This is a genomic window from Vibrio sp. J1-1 (genome assembly GCF_021728395.1).
GTDB lineage: Bacteria > Pseudomonadota > Gammaproteobacteria > Enterobacterales > Vibrionaceae > Vibrio.
Window position 1 is genome coordinate 515,985 of record NZ_JAKKCM010000001.1, and the last position, 17,639, is coordinate 533,623.

General features: G+C 44.8%; 12 protein-coding genes. 6 read left to right on the forward strand and 6 right to left on the reverse strand.

Annotated features, from left to right (window positions below):
• Positions 1 to 281: 281 nt before the first annotated feature.
• The 5 genes from L3V31_RS02200 to L3V31_RS02220 form a co-directional block, all read right to left on the reverse strand.
• Positions 282 to 530 carry a hypothetical protein gene (locus tag L3V31_RS02200; protein WP_237314363.1) on the reverse strand — a complete coding sequence of 83 codons (249 nt, stop codon included), beginning with the start codon at positions 528 to 530 and terminating at the stop codon, positions 282 to 284.
• A gap of 575 nt (positions 531 to 1,105) precedes the next feature.
• Positions 1,106 to 2,599, reverse strand: coding sequence for a sodium/proline symporter PutP (gene putP / locus L3V31_RS02205; RefSeq protein WP_237314366.1), 1,494 nt, complete (start codon positions 2,597 to 2,599; stop codon positions 1,106 to 1,108).
• A 136-nt stretch (positions 2,600 to 2,735) separates the two neighbouring features.
• Complete coding sequence (locus tag L3V31_RS02210) at positions 2,736 to 3,443, reverse strand: 1-pyrroline-5-carboxylate dehydrogenase (RefSeq protein WP_237314368.1); 708 nt, start codon at positions 3,441 to 3,443, stop codon at positions 2,736 to 2,738.
• A gap of 11 nt (positions 3,444 to 3,454) precedes the next feature.
• Positions 3,455 to 6,616 (reverse strand): bifunctional proline dehydrogenase/L-glutamate gamma-semialdehyde dehydrogenase PutA, encoded by a 3,162-nt coding sequence (gene putA / locus L3V31_RS02215; RefSeq protein ID WP_237314370.1) that lies wholly within the window; start codon positions 6,614 to 6,616, stop codon positions 3,455 to 3,457.
• A gap of 385 nt (positions 6,617 to 7,001) precedes the next feature.
• Entirely contained in the window at positions 7,002 to 7,814 is an 813-nt protein-coding gene (locus L3V31_RS02220; protein ID WP_237314372.1) for an AraC family transcriptional regulator, read from the reverse strand.
• Positions 7,815 to 8,574: 760 nt separating this feature from the next.
• Here L3V31_RS02220 and L3V31_RS02225 point away from each other — a divergent pair.
• Positions 8,575 to 9,294: a helix-turn-helix transcriptional regulator gene (locus L3V31_RS02225; protein ID WP_237314374.1), complete on the forward strand. Its 720-nt coding sequence runs from the start codon at positions 8,575 to 8,577 to the stop codon at positions 9,292 to 9,294.
• A 68-nt stretch (positions 9,295 to 9,362) separates the two neighbouring features.
• On the opposite strand, the gene pdxH is transcribed toward L3V31_RS02225, so the two are convergent.
• On the reverse strand, positions 9,363 to 9,998 hold the full coding sequence (gene pdxH / locus L3V31_RS02230) for a pyridoxamine 5'-phosphate oxidase (RefSeq protein ID WP_237314376.1): 636 nt from the start codon (positions 9,996 to 9,998) through the stop codon (positions 9,363 to 9,365).
• Between the two features lie 269 nt (positions 9,999 to 10,267).
• Here pdxH and L3V31_RS02235 point away from each other — a divergent pair, with 269 nt between their 5' ends.
• The 5 genes from L3V31_RS02235 (at position 10,268) to L3V31_RS02255 (ending at position 17,628) form a co-directional block, all read left to right on the forward strand.
• Positions 10,268 to 12,118, forward strand: coding sequence for an ATP-binding protein (locus tag L3V31_RS02235; RefSeq protein WP_237314378.1), 1,851 nt, complete (start codon positions 10,268 to 10,270; stop codon positions 12,116 to 12,118).
• Positions 12,111 to 13,337, forward strand: a complete 1,227-nt coding sequence (locus tag L3V31_RS02240) for a response regulator (RefSeq protein ID WP_237314380.1) — start codon at positions 12,111 to 12,113, stop codon at positions 13,335 to 13,337. The genes L3V31_RS02235 and L3V31_RS02240 overlap by 8 nt, the downstream gene beginning before the upstream one ends.
• A gap of 171 nt (positions 13,338 to 13,508) precedes the next feature.
• The gene (locus tag L3V31_RS02245) at positions 13,509 to 14,900 is read left to right on the forward strand and encodes an HlyD family type I secretion periplasmic adaptor subunit (RefSeq protein WP_237314381.1); all 1,392 of its coding nucleotides are present in this window, start codon (positions 13,509 to 13,511) and stop codon (positions 14,898 to 14,900) included.
• 125 nt (positions 14,901 to 15,025) lie between these two features.
• Positions 15,026 to 15,709: a transglutaminase-like cysteine peptidase gene (locus L3V31_RS02250; protein WP_237314383.1), complete on the forward strand. Its 684-nt coding sequence runs from the start codon at positions 15,026 to 15,028 to the stop codon at positions 15,707 to 15,709.
• Between the two features lie 5 nt (positions 15,710 to 15,714).
• On the forward strand, positions 15,715 to 17,628 hold the full coding sequence (locus L3V31_RS02255) for a LapD/MoxY N-terminal periplasmic domain-containing protein (protein ID WP_237314385.1): 1,914 nt from the start codon (positions 15,715 to 15,717) through the stop codon (positions 17,626 to 17,628).
• Positions 17,629 to 17,639: the final 11 nt, after the last annotated feature.

Here is a 17,639-nt window from a genome sequence, read left to right on the forward strand (position 1 = left end):
ACTGATGAGAGATAACGAGTTCACGCTCGGGAGAGCAGCACTTATCGCGCACAACTTGACGAAGTACAAAAGAAAATAGAATTGAAACACAGGTGTTGATACAGCCTCAGAGAAAGAACAGAGAGGCAGAGACTGCGACTTATTTAAACCGTATAGACGAGCGAATAGCCCTACAACACCGTTTAACAAAGTCACAAAACTCTAGCACCTAAATGTACTCGCTTTAACTGTTCGACGATAATTCAGGGTCAGCGCACTTTAACGAAAAACCATCCACTCTATTACAGAATTGCAGACGTTTGTCTTGTCGGATGTGGTAACACTTCACCGATGGCTCGGTGATTACAACGACGGCAGTAGTACTGAGGCTCCATCTCATAGTAGTGTTCGCCCGACACAAACTTCGCCATCAACTGTGTAAAGCTCAGAACTTTGCCAGTCAGGGTTTCAACTGGCTGTGACTCACAACGCCTCATTATGACCTTATGTTGAGTCGACTTTCTACAAGCTGAGCAATAAATATCCGGCATTTCTTTTTCTCCCAATTTTTTCTGTGCTACTGATAAGTGACATATTTTGTTCAAAATAATTCCACATTAAAAAATACCCTTTTGTATTTTGTGTCCTACCTCCAAAAAACAGGGTAATGTATTTATAAAATTGAGACATTGCTCAGATGTCAATTTTTGTTGTTATTTTGTGAAAATTAATGCCAATTACTGTCAGAACTTGACGAAATACACATAACCATTTGTTGAATATGACTATTTTAAAAAGCATTCCTAAAGCTAACTATAAGAAATCACCTGCTTAATGCGACTTAAAGTGGAAAATTCACACTGTTAACTACATATTTAGTGCTAACTTTCACTTTTCATTCAATGATATAGAGCCATACGGCACCATCCCGAATTGCCAGCAAGAAGCTAACTCAGACCCAAGAAAAGGAAAAACACGGTTGCCGTTTGAGGGGGAGCTCTCAGAACATAAAAGGTGAGAAGAGTGAAACCATCGCAGGGAATGTCTGGATGTACAGTGGCAGAATACAGACAAAAATAAAGCCCGCTATGAAGCGAGCTTTATTGGTTTTATCTGGTGCTAGAAATTAGTCCAAATCAATCAATTTCTGCTTGTATGACTTGTGTTGCTCCAAGACATCATGCGCGGCACCACCAGTCATTTTACTTACGACAAAGATAGCCAGTGTGGAAAAGATGATACCCGGTACGATTTCGTACACGTCGAACCAACCGCCAGACAGTTGTTTCCATGCAACGATAGTGATACCACCTACCAGAATACCAGCCAGTGCACCGTTACGGTTCATACCGCTCCAGTAAAGGCTTAGTACTACTGCTGGGCCAAATGCGGCACCGAAGCCAGCCCAAGCGTAAGATACAAGTCCTAGTACTGAGCTGTCTGGTGTCATTGCCAAAAACAGAGCAAGCAGAGAAATTACGATCACACCAACGCGGCCAACCATTACGATTTCTTCTGAAGATGCGCCTGGTTTAAATACTTGCTTGTAGAAATCTTCCGCTAGTGCTGAAGAAGAAACAAGAAGCTGAGAGTCGGCGGTACTCATTACCGCTGCAAGAATCGCTGCAAGCAAGATACCTGCGATAACTGGGTGGAATACCGTGTTAACCAGCAACATGAAGATTTTCTCTCCATCCTCTAATTGAACACCAGAGTGATCGCCAACCCATACAAGACCAACAAGACCAACAAGCATTGCGCCCGCCATTGAAAGCGCAGTCCAGCCAACAGCAATACGGCGTGCAGTCGTCAGGTCTTTATTTGAACGAGTCGCTTTAAAACGCGCTAGAATGTGAGGCTGACCGAAGTAACCCAGACCCCAAGCTGCCAGAGAGATAATCGCGATAGCCGATAGAGGCTCACCTTTCACATCACGCCAAAGCGTCAGTAGTTCAGGGTTGATATCATGCATATCTGATGAAAGCTGGCTTAATCCACCGTCCATCACCGCAACTGGCACGATCATCAGTGCAGCAGCCATTAATAGGCCTTGCACCAAGTCTGTCCAAGATACCGCAAGGAAGCCGCCGAATAGTGTGTAAGAAACCACACACACCGTGCCGATGACAACCGCATAGGTGTAATCTAGACCAAATACTGTTTCAAACAGTTTGCCCCCTGCTACCAAGCCAGAGCTGGTGTAGAAAAGGAAAAATAGAAGAATGAAAAACGCAGAGATTGTCTGGATCAGTTTTGAGTTATCGTTGAAACGACGTGACAGGAACTCTGGCAATGTCAGCGCGTCAGTCTGGATACTGTAAGTACGCAGACGCTTTGCACTGATTAACCAGTTCGCCCATGTACCAATAAGCAGACCGCCTGCTAGCCAGAATGCCTCGATACCCGCAGCATAAGCGTAACCAGGTAGACCAAGTAGCAGCCAGCCACTCATGTCTGAAGCACCTGCAGATAACGCAGCAGGCCACGGACCTAGGCTACGGCCACCTAGGAAGTAATCAGATGAGTTGGAAGTCCTCTTATAGGCGATAACACCAATGGCAACCATGATTAATAAATACGCCACAAAAGTGGACGTGATCGCAAAGCTATTTTCTATCATTTGATAGTCCTCGTTATAATTATTTCCTTCCTTGTCTTCTTTGATATTTTGCCATCTCAGCAATACATCAAAGTAAGAGACACCAACCTGAAGCTTATCTCAGGAGAGTTATTCCAAATTGGCGTCACAAGTCAGGTTAGTGAGTTTCGTTCCCCAGCTCGAGTAGAGTTGCGTTACCACCCACCGCGGTAATATTTATCGTTCGAGTACGCTCAGTAATAAAGCGTAACGACAGATGAGGATCATGAGCCAATGTCGGTGACTCTAAATCCGTTTCAGAAACTAAGCCAACGATGGCACCATCGCGCTTAGCCAATTGAAGATTGAGCGCATGCTCAACCTTAGAAGACCCAACATAACCCACACTACGTACATCACTCTCAAGCAACGGTGCTGAGGCATCATACGCAACAACCTGGACTAAGTTAGATGGGAGGTTCGTCGACGATACTGCTTGTGTAACCAATTGGTTTAGTTCGGTATTGTCGCTGCAAATCACAACACTGTTGCCGGCAATTAAGGCACAGGTGATCATTGCAAAGGCACTGTATAACGCGTTAGCCGTATTTTCGGTGTTGTTCTCACAAATCACCAAAGCTACGCCACGACCTGCGGCATACAGCTCGTTAGTTTCACCAGTAGGCCCTACTAACTGATGAGTGTCTGCAAGAAGTGCTGACGCATGTTGCAAATGGTATGAAACCACTTTTGCTACTACTGCATTCTGCCCTTCAAGTGCAGATTTAAATGCCAGCACGTGCTCGCATTTGTAATCAAAATCGGTCAGATTCCACTGTTCCCACGCAGAAAATGCATCTTTAAAATATGTGATCTGATGAACCATAATGCGACTCCTTATGCGTTTTCTGCTTGAGCAACTATTTGTTGAGCAACTGTTCGTTGAGAAAAAGTTTGTTGAGAAAAGCGGTACAAGTAGTGAGGACCACCCGCTTTAGGGCCAGTACCAGACAAGCCTTGACCACCAAATGGCTGAACACCCACTACGGCACCAACTTGATCTCGGTTGATGTAGCAGTTACCAACACGTGCATGTTTTTCAATCCAGCGGTAAGTGGTTTCGTTGCGGCTATGGATACCCATAGTCAGACCAAAACCCGTTTGGTTGATTTGCTCAACAACGTTTGGTAACTCAGACGCTTTAAAACGAACAATGTGTAGAATTGGACCAAATTGCTCTTCTTTCAGTACATCGATACCTGAGATTTCAAACGCGCTTGGTGATACAAAATCACCGTACTGACACGCTTCATTCAACTGTAGCTCAGCTACTTTCTTTTGCGTTTTCGTCATGTGCTCAATGTGAGCCTGAAGTTTCTGCTTCGCATTTTGGTCGATAACCGGACCAACATCGGTTTTATGTAAGTATGGCAAACCAACATCTAGCTCATTCATCGCACCTTGGATAAGGTTGACAATGCGATCGGCCACGTCTGCCTGTACGAATAACACACGTAGCGCTGAACAACGTTGACCCGCAGATGCAAACGCTGAACGAATGACATCACGTACAACCTGTTCAGGCAGCGCCGTACTGTCGACGATCATCGCGTTCTGGCCGCCGGTTTCTGCAATAAACGGTACTGGTTTCGCCGTGCGCTCTGCCAATGTTACGTTGATACGCTGCGCCGTTGCTGTCGAACCCGTAAATGCCACACCTGCAATCGCATCGTGAGACGTCAGTGCATGACCAATTTCACTACCGCGACCAGGAAGCAACTGAATAACACCAGCAGGGAAACCTGCTTCCAGCATCAGTTCAATTGCACGTGCCGCAATCAAGCTGGTTTGTTCAGCTGGTTTCGCGACCACTGTATTACCTGCAACAAGAGCCGCTGTTACCTGACCTAGGAAAATCGCCAGAGGGAAGTTCCATGGGCTGATACAAACAAACACACCCAAACCTTCACGGCTCGAAATACGTTTGACACCATCAAAGCCTTCTAGCTCAAATGGTTGTAGGTTTTGCGCTTGTTTCGCGTAGTAACGACAAAAATCAACGGCTTCACGAACTTCATCGATACTGTCATGAATAGTCTTACCTGCTTCTTTGTGACAAATCGCTACCAGCTCAGCTAGGTTTTCTTCCATTAAGTCAGCAAGCTTTTCTAAACACTGCGCTTTTTGCTCAATTTCGGTGCCTTTCCACTCAGGGAAAGCACTCTGCGCCGCTTGAATTGCTGAGGAAACATGATCAATAGTAGCAAAAGCCACTTTACCTGCTTCAATACGACGGTCGTATGGTGCAGTAACAATCTCTGCTGCGTTTTCCTTGATCATGCTTTCAGCGAAAGACTTACCATTGATCACAGGACCAGCAGTCCATGTATTGTTCAGGAAGCTTTCAACCTGGGTCTCAAATGGTGTAGCTTCACTTTCAATATCAATGTTCACGCCGTAAGAGTTTTTACGCTCTGGGAAAATACCCGATGGCAATGGAATCTTGTCGTTATGCAACGTCTCAAAGCCAGTTAGCACATCGACAGGGTGATGCGTTAACTCGTAAATAGGACAACGAGCATCCACCAAACGGTGTACAAATGAGCTGTTCGCACCATTTTCTAACAGACGGCGAACCAGATAAGGAAGCAGGTCAGCATGGCTACCTACTGGTGCGTAGATACGCACTGGCTGGCCGTATTTTGCCATTACATGGTTATAAAGTGAGTCACCCATGCCGTGAAGGCGCTGGAACTCATAATCTTTGTGCTGCGCCATGACTGCAATTGCCGTCACAGTGTGCGCGTTGTGACTCGCAAACTGCGGGAAGATATTGCCACGTACACCGTCACTCAATAAGAATCGAGCACAAGCTAGGTACGCAACGTCTGTCGCTTCTTTACGGGTATAAACTGGGTAGTTGTCATAGCCAGCTTGCTGCGACCATTTAATTTCGCTGTCCCAGTAAGCGCCTTTAACCAGACGTAATGGAATAAGATCGCCCTGCTCTTTCGCTAGCGCATTTATCCATACCAATACCGGAAGAGCACGCTTCGAGTACGCTTGAATAACAAGACCAAACTTGCCCCAGCCTTTCACTAGGTCGCTGCGGTACACTTTCTCAAATAGTTTTAAAGAAAGCTCAAGACGATCGGCTTCTTCTGCATCAATCGTAATCGCAACGTCTACTTCAATTGCACGTTTCAGCAGCTGCATTAACGAGTCGTACAACTCGGTCATGACACGCTCTTCATTTGCAACTTCATAGCGTGGGTGCAGCGCTGAAAGCTTAATAGAAATAGAAGGTGCTGGGCTGGTATCGCTGCCGTAAGTCTCTCGACCAACCGCTTCGATAGCCATTAGGTAATCTTTGAAGTATTTCTTCGCGTCAGCCGTGGTCAGCGCCGCTTCACCCAACATATCGAATGAGTAAGTGAAACCTTTGTCGCGCATCGGGCGACCATTTTTTTGCGCTTCTTCAATTGTGCGACCACGAACAAACTGATGACCCATGATCTTCATTGCCTGATACATGGCTTTACGAATCACAGGTTCAGAGAATTTGTTCACCAGACGGTTTACAGCCTGGTTTGGGCTCTGGCTGCCTTTTTCACCAAGACCAACCACTTTACCCGTCAGCATAAGACCCCATGTTGACGCGTTAACGAAAACAGAGTCTGAATTTTTCAGGTGAGATTTCCAGTCCGCAACGCTTAGCTTGTCTTTAATCAACGCATCAGCAGTCGCAGAATCAGGGATACGCATTAATGCTTCTGCAAGACACATCAACAAGATACCTTCTTGTGTATCTAAGCTGTATTCCAGCAGCAGGGCATCAATCATCTGGATTGACTTCTTATCGGCACGAATCGCTTCGATAAGTTGGGTCGTTTGGATAGTGATCGCCGATTTTTCTTCCTCTGTCGGCGTCGCTAGCGGCAACAATTGCTCTAGCCATTGAGACTCGTCCACCATATACAATGGCGAGATCAGTGACCACAACTTATCAAGCGGCTGCTCGATAAACTCCGGTGTCAACACGTTCGTAGCTGTAAACATGTGTGTTCCTCAATCTCACTCCTCGAAAACCGCTTCGAGGATCATCAATGGCTGGGAGTGTATTTTGAGGCCGACAAGAATACTTGTCAAAAACTACGGCATTTTTGCCAAAAACTCGCTTTTATAACAAAACATCCACACAATCACACTCAATTAGGTAATATTTTGTGTCGTAAATTTTAATTTTCTTGGCTTATAAACAACAAAAAACCAACGATATCAATAATATTGTTCGTAAGCTTACCGTTCAAATGGAATAACTCAGGATAGATTGCTGATTTAAACGACAACTTGATGAAAAATGGAGGAAAAAGAGATCTAAATCACACAAACAAAAAACAAAAACCATGCTTAAAGCATGGTCTTGAGCGAGAAATTTCTAAATTTACCCAACTTGTTTCTTATATTGGGAAGGCGATAATCCCTGCAAACGAGTAAAAGTATGTGTGAACGTACTTTGGTTGGAGAAGCCAGTAAACTCTGCAATTTGACCAAGTGATAGCTGCCCTTGATTGATTAGCTCTCGCGCCATATCAATGCGTTTACCTAAAACATACTGATGAGGGGTAATCCCCATCTGCTCTTTAAACAGGCAATGGAACTGACTTTCGCCTAAAAACACTCGACCAGCGAGTTGAGCGACACTGATCTTATGGCTTAAATGCTGCTCGATATAGCGATCGATCGCTTCCAGATCAAAACGGGATTCTTTACGGCTGGTTTCAAAAGCGGAGATATGACGCTGCATCAATGCGATGACCGTATCGTTACAAGCGCGGCTCAATAACAGATCTTCTGGGTGATTACGCATCTCCTGAACCAACATCTGTATCAACTTCTGAATTTGACTATCTAACTTAAAGTACAGGTGTGAACGTTCCAAGTTGTTGAGTTTATCCAACATTTCCGGATCGTCATTGGTTGGTTTTGGCATATTGAGTACCAAAATATCTGACTGATTTATCACCCCTCCGAAAGCATGATCAGAGCAGGCGGTTACCACGCATCCCTGACCTGGTCCGACGAGATTTCCCTTCCCGCGCACTTCAAATTCAGCCTGTCCTTTCAACCCAATGACAATCTGAGTATAAGAGTGATCATGGCATTCCATATAAGATGGAAGTGTGATCAGTTCTGCAGGACGAGGCTGCATAATCTCTTTATATAGCGGGGCTTTCGGGTTATTTGAATCAGTCATTTCACACAGTCATCTTAAGCGTGAGGCTTACAATCACGCATGATATACCTTCTAGGGAAGCTTGCAAATCTTCCACACATTAATCGGACAAGATCAAAACACTATGATCAATCTAAATTGCATGATCATAGTTCCGGAACGATGATCATGCGAGCTTAAACTACGGTTAACGACAAACCAATTTTGATAATAAAATCGGATAGATAGAAACAGCCAATGAATGTAGCCGCCATTATTAGTAAAGATCCTCTCTTGCGAGCGGAAGCTTATGTAGACTCAACCTCCTGAGCGAAAAGTCAGTGACGAGGATTCTATTCAATCTTTGTACGTAGAGGGATTTCCCCCCTTACTTATATTCTATCAATTCAATACATTAGTCCGAGAACTTTAGGGAACATCCCCCTTTAGATCTAGGTATCTCATTGATACCTCTAATTTACGTAGCAGGCCCTCGCTACGTAAATTAGAACCTCTTCTACAAGTCAATAAGAATATATCTTGTGTTGCCAGCCCGTCTTCAGGCTGGCTTTTTTTATATGAATGAAAACAATAGCATAAGCTGGTACCATATTGACCACCTAATAGTATCCTCGCGTTAACTATCATTCTGAGTAATCTTAATCATGTCAGTCTCAACACTAACAAGTCATAACGAAACGACGAAAGCATGATCAAGGGAAACTCTTTATGTAAATCGGTAAAACCGTAACGTGATCTTATTAACCTGTAATTACTCAGTCAGAGAGTAGTGAGTCCTGTTGTGAATATCCCAGTCAATAGCATAGAACAGTCACTCCTTCGACAACTTCCCGGTTGTTGGGGGTGCAAAGATAAAGATTCCGTGTTCCGTTACGTTAATCAGGAGTATGCCGAACTACTCGGTCATACCAGCCCCGAACATTGTATTGGTAAGACTGACTTCGACATGCTAAGCCCAACCACTGAGTGTGCAGAAGAGTTTCAACGTCAGGATAAATACGTTATGGAGACTGGTGAGTCGCTGAAAATTCTTGATATTCATCCCTACCCAGACGGACACTGGCGCGCCCACATTTTTACTAAAACGCCTTGGCGAGATGAACAGGGAAATACCCTGGGTACCATCTTTTATGGAAGAGAACTGACCGACACGGCAGTTATCGAAGTTGGCTATTGGGTTTGCCGAGCGGTCGAAACCGATCCTAATCAGCAATCCATATTCCGTTTCTCGAATCTAGACTCCAAAGCCGTGACACTCACCAAGCGTGAGCAAGAAACGCTTTTCTTGTTACTTTACGGCAAGAAGCCGCAGTTCATTTCCCAAGTAATGGGGATTTCGACCAAAACAGTTGAAGGTCACGTCGCTCGCCTGCGCAACAAATTTGATGCGAACAGCAAAAATGAGTTGATTGATAAAGCGATGGAAGCTGGATACGGCTCTGTGGTACCGAAGACCTTGCTGAAGCATCAGCTTTCTGTTGTTCTTAATGGTGACAGATAAAAGTAGCACATAACAAAACACCGCCGACGTGGCGGTGTCTTTCAATCAAGTAACCTGATGTCGATGGACTATGGCGCTAAGCGATCGATATCCCACTCACCTTCATGTTGAGAGAATAAGAAGCGGTCATGTAGACGGTGTTCCCCACCTTGCCAAAACTCAATGCTTTGAGGTCTCACTCGGAAGCCACCCCAAAACGAAGGCACTGGAATTTCTCCTTTGGCAAACTTCTGTTTTAGTTCAAGAAACTTACCTTCTAGCACGCCACGAGCCGAAATACGGCTACTCTGCTTACTGGCAATCGCAGCAAGTTGGCTCTCTTTTGGGCGAGACGCGAAGTATTTCATGTTCTCCATTGCAGTTAACTTTTCTGCAACGCCAGTGATGTGAACTTGTCGTTCGAGAGGGTGCCAAGGAAAATGCAGACTGATGTTGCTGTTATGCTCAAGTTGTTGGGCTTTACGGCTACCCAGGTTGGTGTAAAACACAAAACCATTTTTATCTACATTTTTCAGCAGAACAATACGTTGAAATGGCATACCATTTTCGTCCACCGTTGCCACTGTCATTGCGGTAGGATCGGTTAAACCCGCTTCAACAGCTTGCTGTAGCCACAGGTTAAATTGATCAATAGGATCCGCCGCCAAGTCTTTACGACGCAGACCACCTTTCGTGTATTCACGACGAATATCAGCAAGTTCCATCTTTACTCCTTCACTATTTTTTGTCGATTGTGCTCTCGATAATAAGGAAATACAAGGACATCAATGGTTATGTCTCGTAATCGCTGCGCCTCACAGCATCATCAGAAACCTTCTGATAAACTAAGGCTCTAGTGACTTCTTTACCCCAATGACTTTAAGATGCGGGGATTAAATCTCGAAAATCATGATTTATCTAAAATTGATGCGTCTGAAACCAAATCTATCTCGCAGCCCCAATTCGGGATAGCGTTACATCAGGTGAGCTAAACGTGAACTTACTCAATCCCAAAGCACTTCGCCACTTTTTATTACTGCTGTTTGCTGTTGGTCTCACAGGGCTTGCGCTTACTCATCATTACGCAACTCAATATCAACTTGATCAATGGCAGCACAAACTCGAAAACCAAGCCTCTCTGGTATCCCAAGAAGTCGACTACGAGCTGGCTAAATTTGAGCAAATCCCAAATATCTTAAGCCATGATCCAAGGCTGCTCAAAGCGATACAGCAAGGCACCGCTTCTGATGAGCTCAATGTCTTACTGGAAAACTGGTTAAAACAAAGTTTAGCGGATACGATTTATGTTCACGATAGTACTGGTTTAGTGATTGCGTCGAGTAACTATCAGCAATCGGATTCTTTTGTTGGTTCCAGTTTCAGTTTCCGCCCATATTTTCAAAATGCGCGACGCGGACAAACGGCGCAATACGTAGGTCTAGGCGTTCGATCGAATAAACGCGGTTACTTTTTCTCGTCACCACTTTGGGTCGATGACAAAGTCGCGGGCGTAATTACCGTCAAAGTGAACCTGGAACAGTTGGAGAAGCGACTCGCTCAAAACGGCACTGATGTTTTGATTGCAGATCAACATAATGTTGTCTTCATGAGTAACTTGCCCGAATGGCGCTACAAAGCCCTGTTCCCCTTGACCCCAGAAGCGATTAATGCGCTGACTCAAACCCGGCAATATGGTGATTCCCTGCCGAAGTATAACGGTGCACTTACTGCGCAAAGTCGTGCCTCCAACTTTTCAGGCAACCAGCTTTTGTTGTCCCCAAATTATCTCGCTTATGCTACTCAGTTGTCAGATAAAGGTTTCCGAGTTATCGCCCTGATAAATCAAGATACGGTACTTGCTGCAGTCATACAGGCTGATGCCGTCTATCTTATCCTTTACGCTCTGATTGCTTTGATTGCACTTGCCTGGTTTCAAATGTTGGTCAACAAAGCTCATCTGGCTAATCTAAATGTCAGTTTGGAAGAAAAAGTGGTACAACGAACCGTTGTTTTAAGCGAAGCGAATCAAAAGCTTCAACAAACCGTTCGCCAATATGAACAAAGCCAGCAAGAGCTTAGACAAACACAACAGGAGTTGACCCAAGCGGCGAAGCTGGCTTTATTGGGAGAGCTTTCTGCCAGCATCAATCATGAAATTAACCAGCCTTTAGCCGCATTAAGAACTTACACCGAGAATTCCCAACGTCTACTGGCTATGGAACGCTACCCGATGGTCGTAGAAAACTTGGAGAAGATGCTGATTTTGAATGACACTATTGCCGAAGTCATTGCTCGTCTCAAAATCTTTACCCGCAAAACCGACCATAGCACCCTCAGTGAAGTATCGATACTGCATGATGCCGTGCACAATGCCACCAGCATCTTAAGTAACAAACTGATTAAACAAGGCGTGACGTTGAAAGTGCCCGAGATCGATAGCAGTTTGCGATTAGCCATTCACAGTGTTGAGTTGGAGCAAGTCTTAATCAATATCTTTCACAACGCAGCACAGGCAATGGATGGCTATTGTATCGATCCGCAGATTTCCATTGCCGTTCAATGCAATGACTCGAGCTGTGACATTCTGATTTCTGATAATGGTCCAGGCATGTCCGACGAGGCATTGGCGAAAGTATTCGATCCATTTTTCACCACCAAACCCGAGGGGTTGGGACTAGGTTTGACCATTTCTAAACGTATTTTAGAGAGCTATCAGGGTTCGCTCAGCGCCTTTAATCATAACAGCGCTACGTCAGCGCAACGCGGCGGTATGACTTTTGTGGTGAACATTCCGATGACCAAGCAACACACAACCACTCAATTAATGGAAAACGATCATGCATAATCCTGTTTTCTTCGTAGATGATGAACCTCATATTCGAGATGCGGTTTCTCAGGCCTTACTTATCGAGGGTATAGACGTCACCTGCCTGCCAAATGCCGTCGAAGCCTTACGCGTGATCGACCCGAATTCTCCAGCAGTCATCATTACCGACATTCACATGCCGGTGATGGATGGTCTGGAGTTCATGCGCACCTTGCTCAGCAAAAATAAACACTTTCAGTTTATCGTGTTAACCGGGCACGGAGATGTCAAAACCGCAGTTGAAGCAATGAAAAGTGGTGCGTACGACTTTCTGGAAAAACCATTTTCAACCGATCAGTTAATGAAATCTCTCAATAATGCCGACGATAAACTCAATCTACTGCAAGAAAATATCTGGCTGAAGAAAGAGCTCGACATGCAAACGCACGTTGGCCCCAAAATGATTGGTCATAGTAAAGCCATGGTAAATATTCGTCGGTTACTCATTAGCGTTCCGACCAGCCAACCATTGATATTCATTGGACAAGATGGCACGGGCCGCAGGCTTGCGACGCAATTTGCTCATGATATACACGCTACCGCCGACAGCGAATTAATCGCCGTTTCCGGAGAAGACTTACCAGAACTTTCTGTCGATGCGTTAGATAAAACCATTCAACATTTAACCGAAGGCAAAAGCCATTGCAGCTTATATCTATACAATGCAGAAAACCTCTCTTTGCCGCAGTGGCAAAGCCTATTTAACCATCCCAAACTCGAACGTGTGTTTGGTGCTGCGACACACGTAGAAAACGACATAAAAAACATCGCAACACTGGTTCACTTGCCGACATTGGATGAGCGAAAGGAAGATATAGGCCCGCTGTACAAACACTTCGTACGCCATGCTGCCAGTCGTTACCAACTACAACCACCACATATCAGCCTAGATGAAGTCAAATACATTACGGAATTGTCATGGCCTGAAAACATCAAACAACTGCGTCGATTTGCTGAATTGCGTGCACTTAAGCCCGATACCTTTCGTATGGAAGATTGGAATAGCGACAAAAGCATCGAAATTCAGAGTATGACCCAACGCACAGAACACTTTGAATATTGTCTATTAATTGATGCATTACAACGGCACAGAGGAAGACTTAAAGAGGTTCAACTAGAATTACAGGTATCACGCAAGACCTTGTACGACAAACTAAAAAAACATCAGCTGGACAAAACAAAGTTCAAGGCACTGTAACAGCAGAAACAGCGCCCGTGCCATACGGCAGAACAGTATAACGTTGGGTGATGAACAGTGGGGAGACAATCCCTACACATCCATTTAGTCGAAGCAACACGAGAACAAACGCATAAGACTGAACAGTAATTAGATCATAAACATAACGAGCCATAGTGATCAGGGAATGTGATGGGCCAAAACAATTACAGTAAACTCAGCACTGATGAACTGGATTTTGTCGACGATAAAACCGCAGCTTTGCTTCTCAATACCCCCAGTAGCGCGCGCTTAATGCTGTGGGTGATGGTATTTTTTTTCGTTGCTGCTATTGGATGGGCTTCTTGGGCGAAAATCGATAAAGTGACCGTTGGCCAAGGCAAGGTGATTCCTTCCTCTCAAATTCAGGTTGTCCAAAATCTCGAGGGCGGCTTGGTCAAAGAAATTTTGGTTAAAGAAGGTCAGTTGGTAGAAAAAGGTCAGCAGCTCCTGTTAATTGACGATACCCGCTTTCGCTCCGATTTTCGTGAACGAGAACAGCAGGTCGCGAACTTAACTGCCTCCGTTCTACAGCTTTCAGCGTCGATCAGCAGTGTGGAAGTCAATCGAGATTTCGATACAGAGACCTGGAAACAGAACGTCGTACTGGATTATGGAAAACTAACCTTTCCTCCTCTTTTAGAAGAAAAACAACCACAACTGGCACTGCGTCAAAAAGCAGAATACCGCGAAAACTTAGACAATCTGCGTAATCAACTTTCCGTTATCGATCAACAAGTCCAACAAAAGCAGCAAGATCTCGTCGAGATCGAAGCTCGAGTACGAAACTTACGTCAAAGCTATCAATATGTTCGCAAAGAACTCGATATTACCAAACCCTTGGCTGACGAAGGGGTGGTGCCGCGCATTGAACTTTTAAAACTGCAACGTCAGGTCAATGACACCCGCCGCGAAATGACGTCTAGCGAGCTGAAAATTCCAGTGCTCAAATCTGCGTTGAGAGAAGCTATGCTCAAGCGTATTGATGTCGCATTACAATTCCGCTCAGAACAACAAGAGAAGCTCAATAATGCGCAAGACCAACTTTCAGAGTTAGTTGAGTCAGCCGTTGGTCTAGAAGACCGAGTCAATCGCACCGTCGTCAACTCGCCAGTTACCGGCAAAATAAAAACGCTTTACGTCAATACCGTTGGCGGTGTGATTCAACCGGGAATGGATATCGTCGAGATTGTCCCAACCGAAGATACATTATTGGTTGAAGCCAAAATTGCCCCAAAAGACATCGCATTTCTGCGCCCGGACCTACATGCCATTGTAAAGTTTTCCGCTTATGACTTTACCAAGTACGGAGGTTTGGAAGGAGAGCTCGAGCATATCAGCGCGGATACCACTCAAGATGACGAGGGCAACAGCTTTTATATTGTCCGTATACGCACTGACAAAACTAACTTTGGCCAGGGTGCCGATTTACCGATTATTCCGGGCATGACCGCATCCGTCGATATCATTACCGGGAAGAGAACCGTTTTGGAATATTTGCTTGAGCCTATATTGAAAGCCAAAACCAATGCGTTAAAGGAGTAGACGACACGTGGCACTCTAAGTTCACACTGAATTCGCAACGGTGAGTTTGTAAGTTGTTAAATAAAAAGTAATTATTTCTCACAGACGAACTCATTATAAGAGTACACTTGTGACGTAAATCTAGTATGCAACCCATTTTTACACGTAAAGTCATATTACTATTTAGCTTGAGTTGTCTTTCGCTCCAAACGGGTGCGTTAAACAAAGAAGAGCAGCGATGGGTCGATAAGGTCACGGCGGTGTACGGGCAACGAGCCGGAGTGCGTGTCAGTACGTGGAGAAACACACTGACTCAGCTAAGCCATGTGGATACCAGTGAGAAGCTCGCGGGTGTTAATCGCTTTTTTAATCAATTGTATTTCGTTGATGATAAAAAGCTTTGGGGCACGTCGGATTACTGGGCAACGCCCCTCGAATTCTTAGGAAGTAATGCTGGAGACTGTGAAGATTTCACCATTGCGAAGTATTTCTCATTACTTGAACTGGGTGTACCTGACTCTAAGATGCGTTTGGTGTACGTTAAAGCAATTGAGTTAAATCAGTTTCATATGGTGTTGGCCTATTATCCGACGGCCAGTGCAGAGCCGCTGATTCTCGACAACCTAAATGGAAATATAGTCAGAGCCTCTAAGCGCCGAGACTTGCTACCGATTTACAGTTTTAATGGTACAAACCTGTGGTTAATAAAGTCTTCTGCCGGCAGTGGAGAACTGGCAGGGAAATCCTCTCGTTTGAGCCTTTGGAATGACTTACGCTCACGCGAACGTAAGTTGCAGTTAAAAAAACCTAAAATTAATTATGACGAGTGAAAAACATGACCCTATATAAGAAGCTAGTAGTGGGAATGGTTACGGTCTTTGTACTCTTAATGACATCAGTATTCGTAATCGAATTCAATACTACTCGAACCAGCCTGGAACAACAGCAGCGTTCAGAGGTCAACAACACCATCAATACTGTCGGTTTGGCATTAGCGCCTTACTTAAAAGATAAAGATAAAGTTGCCGTTGAGTCGGTAATCAATGCACTGTTTGATGGCAGCACCTATTCGGTTGTTCGTCTGACATCGCTTGACTCTGATTACCAGATCGTACGCTCTTATCCAATCAAACCGAGCTCCGTGCCACAATGGTTTATCAACCTAAATCTCTTTAAAGCCATTCATGACAAACGTGTGGTGACCAGTGGCTGGATGCAGCTTGCCGAAGTGGAAATTATCAGCCATCCCGGAGCTGCCTATGAACAGCTATGGAAAGGATTCACTGGTCTATTATCCGCGTTCGGTATTCTCTTTCTGGCAGGCTTGATTGCTATTTCCTACATTTTACGACGTTCACTCAGACCGTTAGCGGCTATCGTACAGAAAATGCATGACATCGCGAATAACCAGTTTGGAGAACCACTTACACGCCCTAAAACCAAAGACCTGATTGCCGTCGTAGATGGCATCAATACCATGTCAGCTCAAATTGAGTTGTCTTTTAAAGAACAGGCGAAAGAAGCACAACGTTTACGTGCTCAGGCCTACCTAGACCCAGTATCCAAATTAGGTAACCGCTCGTTCTATATGAATCAAGTCGATCAATGGCTAGCAGAAGAAACGCAAGGTGGTATCGCGCTACTCCATGCAGAATATATTGGAGATATTTACGAGACTAAAGATTACCAACGTGCTGATGCGCACGTAAAAGAACTTTCCCAACGTCTGAAAAATACCATCGATGTGTCGGGAGCGACGATCGCTCGCCTTTCTAGTGACGAATTTGGTCTTCTTTTCCCACATATGGATGAGAGTGAACTTCGTATAATGGCCGACAGTATCGTTAACTGTGTGAATGGATTAAACACCGATCCAACCGGTCTTGCTAAACCGAAAGCGGCACTAGGCGTCGCCCATAGTAAAGAGCACAAAACCCACTCTGAAATTCTATCCATGGTCGATAATGCCCTGTCTAAAGCAAAAGCTCAGCCAGATAAACCTTACGGATTTATCGGCAGCGATTCCCCGTCTAACCTGATGGGTAAACAGCAATGGAAAGCTTTGGTTGAAGAAGCCATTCACAGTGACTGGATACACTTCCGTTTTCAGGCTGCGAAAAATACCTGGGGCAAAGTATTCCACAGTGAAGTATTTTCGAGTATTGAAAAAGATGGCGAAACGTTCCGTGCGAACCAGTACTTATTCGCGCTTGAGCAGCTAGAAGCGACCAATATTTTCGATCAATACGTGATCGAGTCAATGATCAGTATGCTAGAGCGTGGAGAATTAACCGATCCTGTCGCGATCAACATTGCGCAAAGTAGTTTATCTCAACCTTCTTTTATTCGTTGGACAACGAGCATGTTGGAAAAGCACCCTGAAGTTGCGCCTAAGCTACACTTTGAGATTCCAGAAGAGTGCTTTATTGAAAATCCTCACCACACTGCCCTGTTGTGTAATGCTATTCGCCAAACGGGGGCAGTATTCGGTGTGGATAATTACGGTCGAAACTTCCAGTCTCTGGAGTACATTCAAGAGTTCCGTCCAAACTACGTGAAACTCGATTACTTGTTTACGCATAATCTACACGATGAAAAACAGAAATTTACGCTGACTTCGATCTCTCGTACCGCGCACAATTTAGGTATCACAACCATTGCATCGCGTATCGAGACTCAAATCCAGTTGGATTTCCTTGCTGAACACTTTGTTGAGGTATTCCAAGGATTCATTGTCGACAAAGAATAGAAGGTTCAACC

Excerpts from the sequence above, each read along its gene's own strand:
- L3V31_RS02200 (WP_237314363.1), bottom strand. The coding sequence starts at position 530 with ATGCCGGATATTTATTGCTCAGCTTGTAGAAAGTCGACTCAACATAAG.
- putP (WP_237314366.1), bottom strand. The coding sequence starts at position 2,599 with ATGATAGAAAATAGCTTTGCGATCACGTCCACTTTTGTGGCGTATTTA.
- L3V31_RS02210 (WP_237314368.1), bottom strand. The coding sequence starts at position 3,443 with ATGGTTCATCAGATCACATATTTTAAAGATGCATTTTCTGCGTGGGAA.
- putA (WP_237314370.1), bottom strand. The coding sequence starts at position 6,616 with ATGTTTACAGCTACGAACGTGTTGACACCGGAGTTTATCGAGCAGCCG.
- L3V31_RS02220 (WP_237314372.1), bottom strand. The coding sequence starts at position 7,814 with ATGACTGATTCAAATAACCCGAAAGCCCCGCTATATAAAGAGATTATG.
- pdxH (WP_237314376.1), bottom strand. The coding sequence starts at position 9,998 with ATGGAACTTGCTGATATTCGTCGTGAATACACGAAAGGTGGTCTGCGT.
- L3V31_RS02240 (WP_237314380.1), top strand. The coding sequence starts at position 12,111 with ATGCATAATCCTGTTTTCTTCGTAGATGATGAACCTCATATTCGAGAT.
- L3V31_RS02245 (WP_237314381.1), top strand. The coding sequence starts at position 13,509 with ATGGGCCAAAACAATTACAGTAAACTCAGCACTGATGAACTGGATTTT.
- L3V31_RS02250 (WP_237314383.1), top strand. The coding sequence starts at position 15,026 with ATGCAACCCATTTTTACACGTAAAGTCATATTACTATTTAGCTTGAGT.
- L3V31_RS02255 (WP_237314385.1), top strand. The coding sequence starts at position 15,715 with ATGACCCTATATAAGAAGCTAGTAGTGGGAATGGTTACGGTCTTTGTA.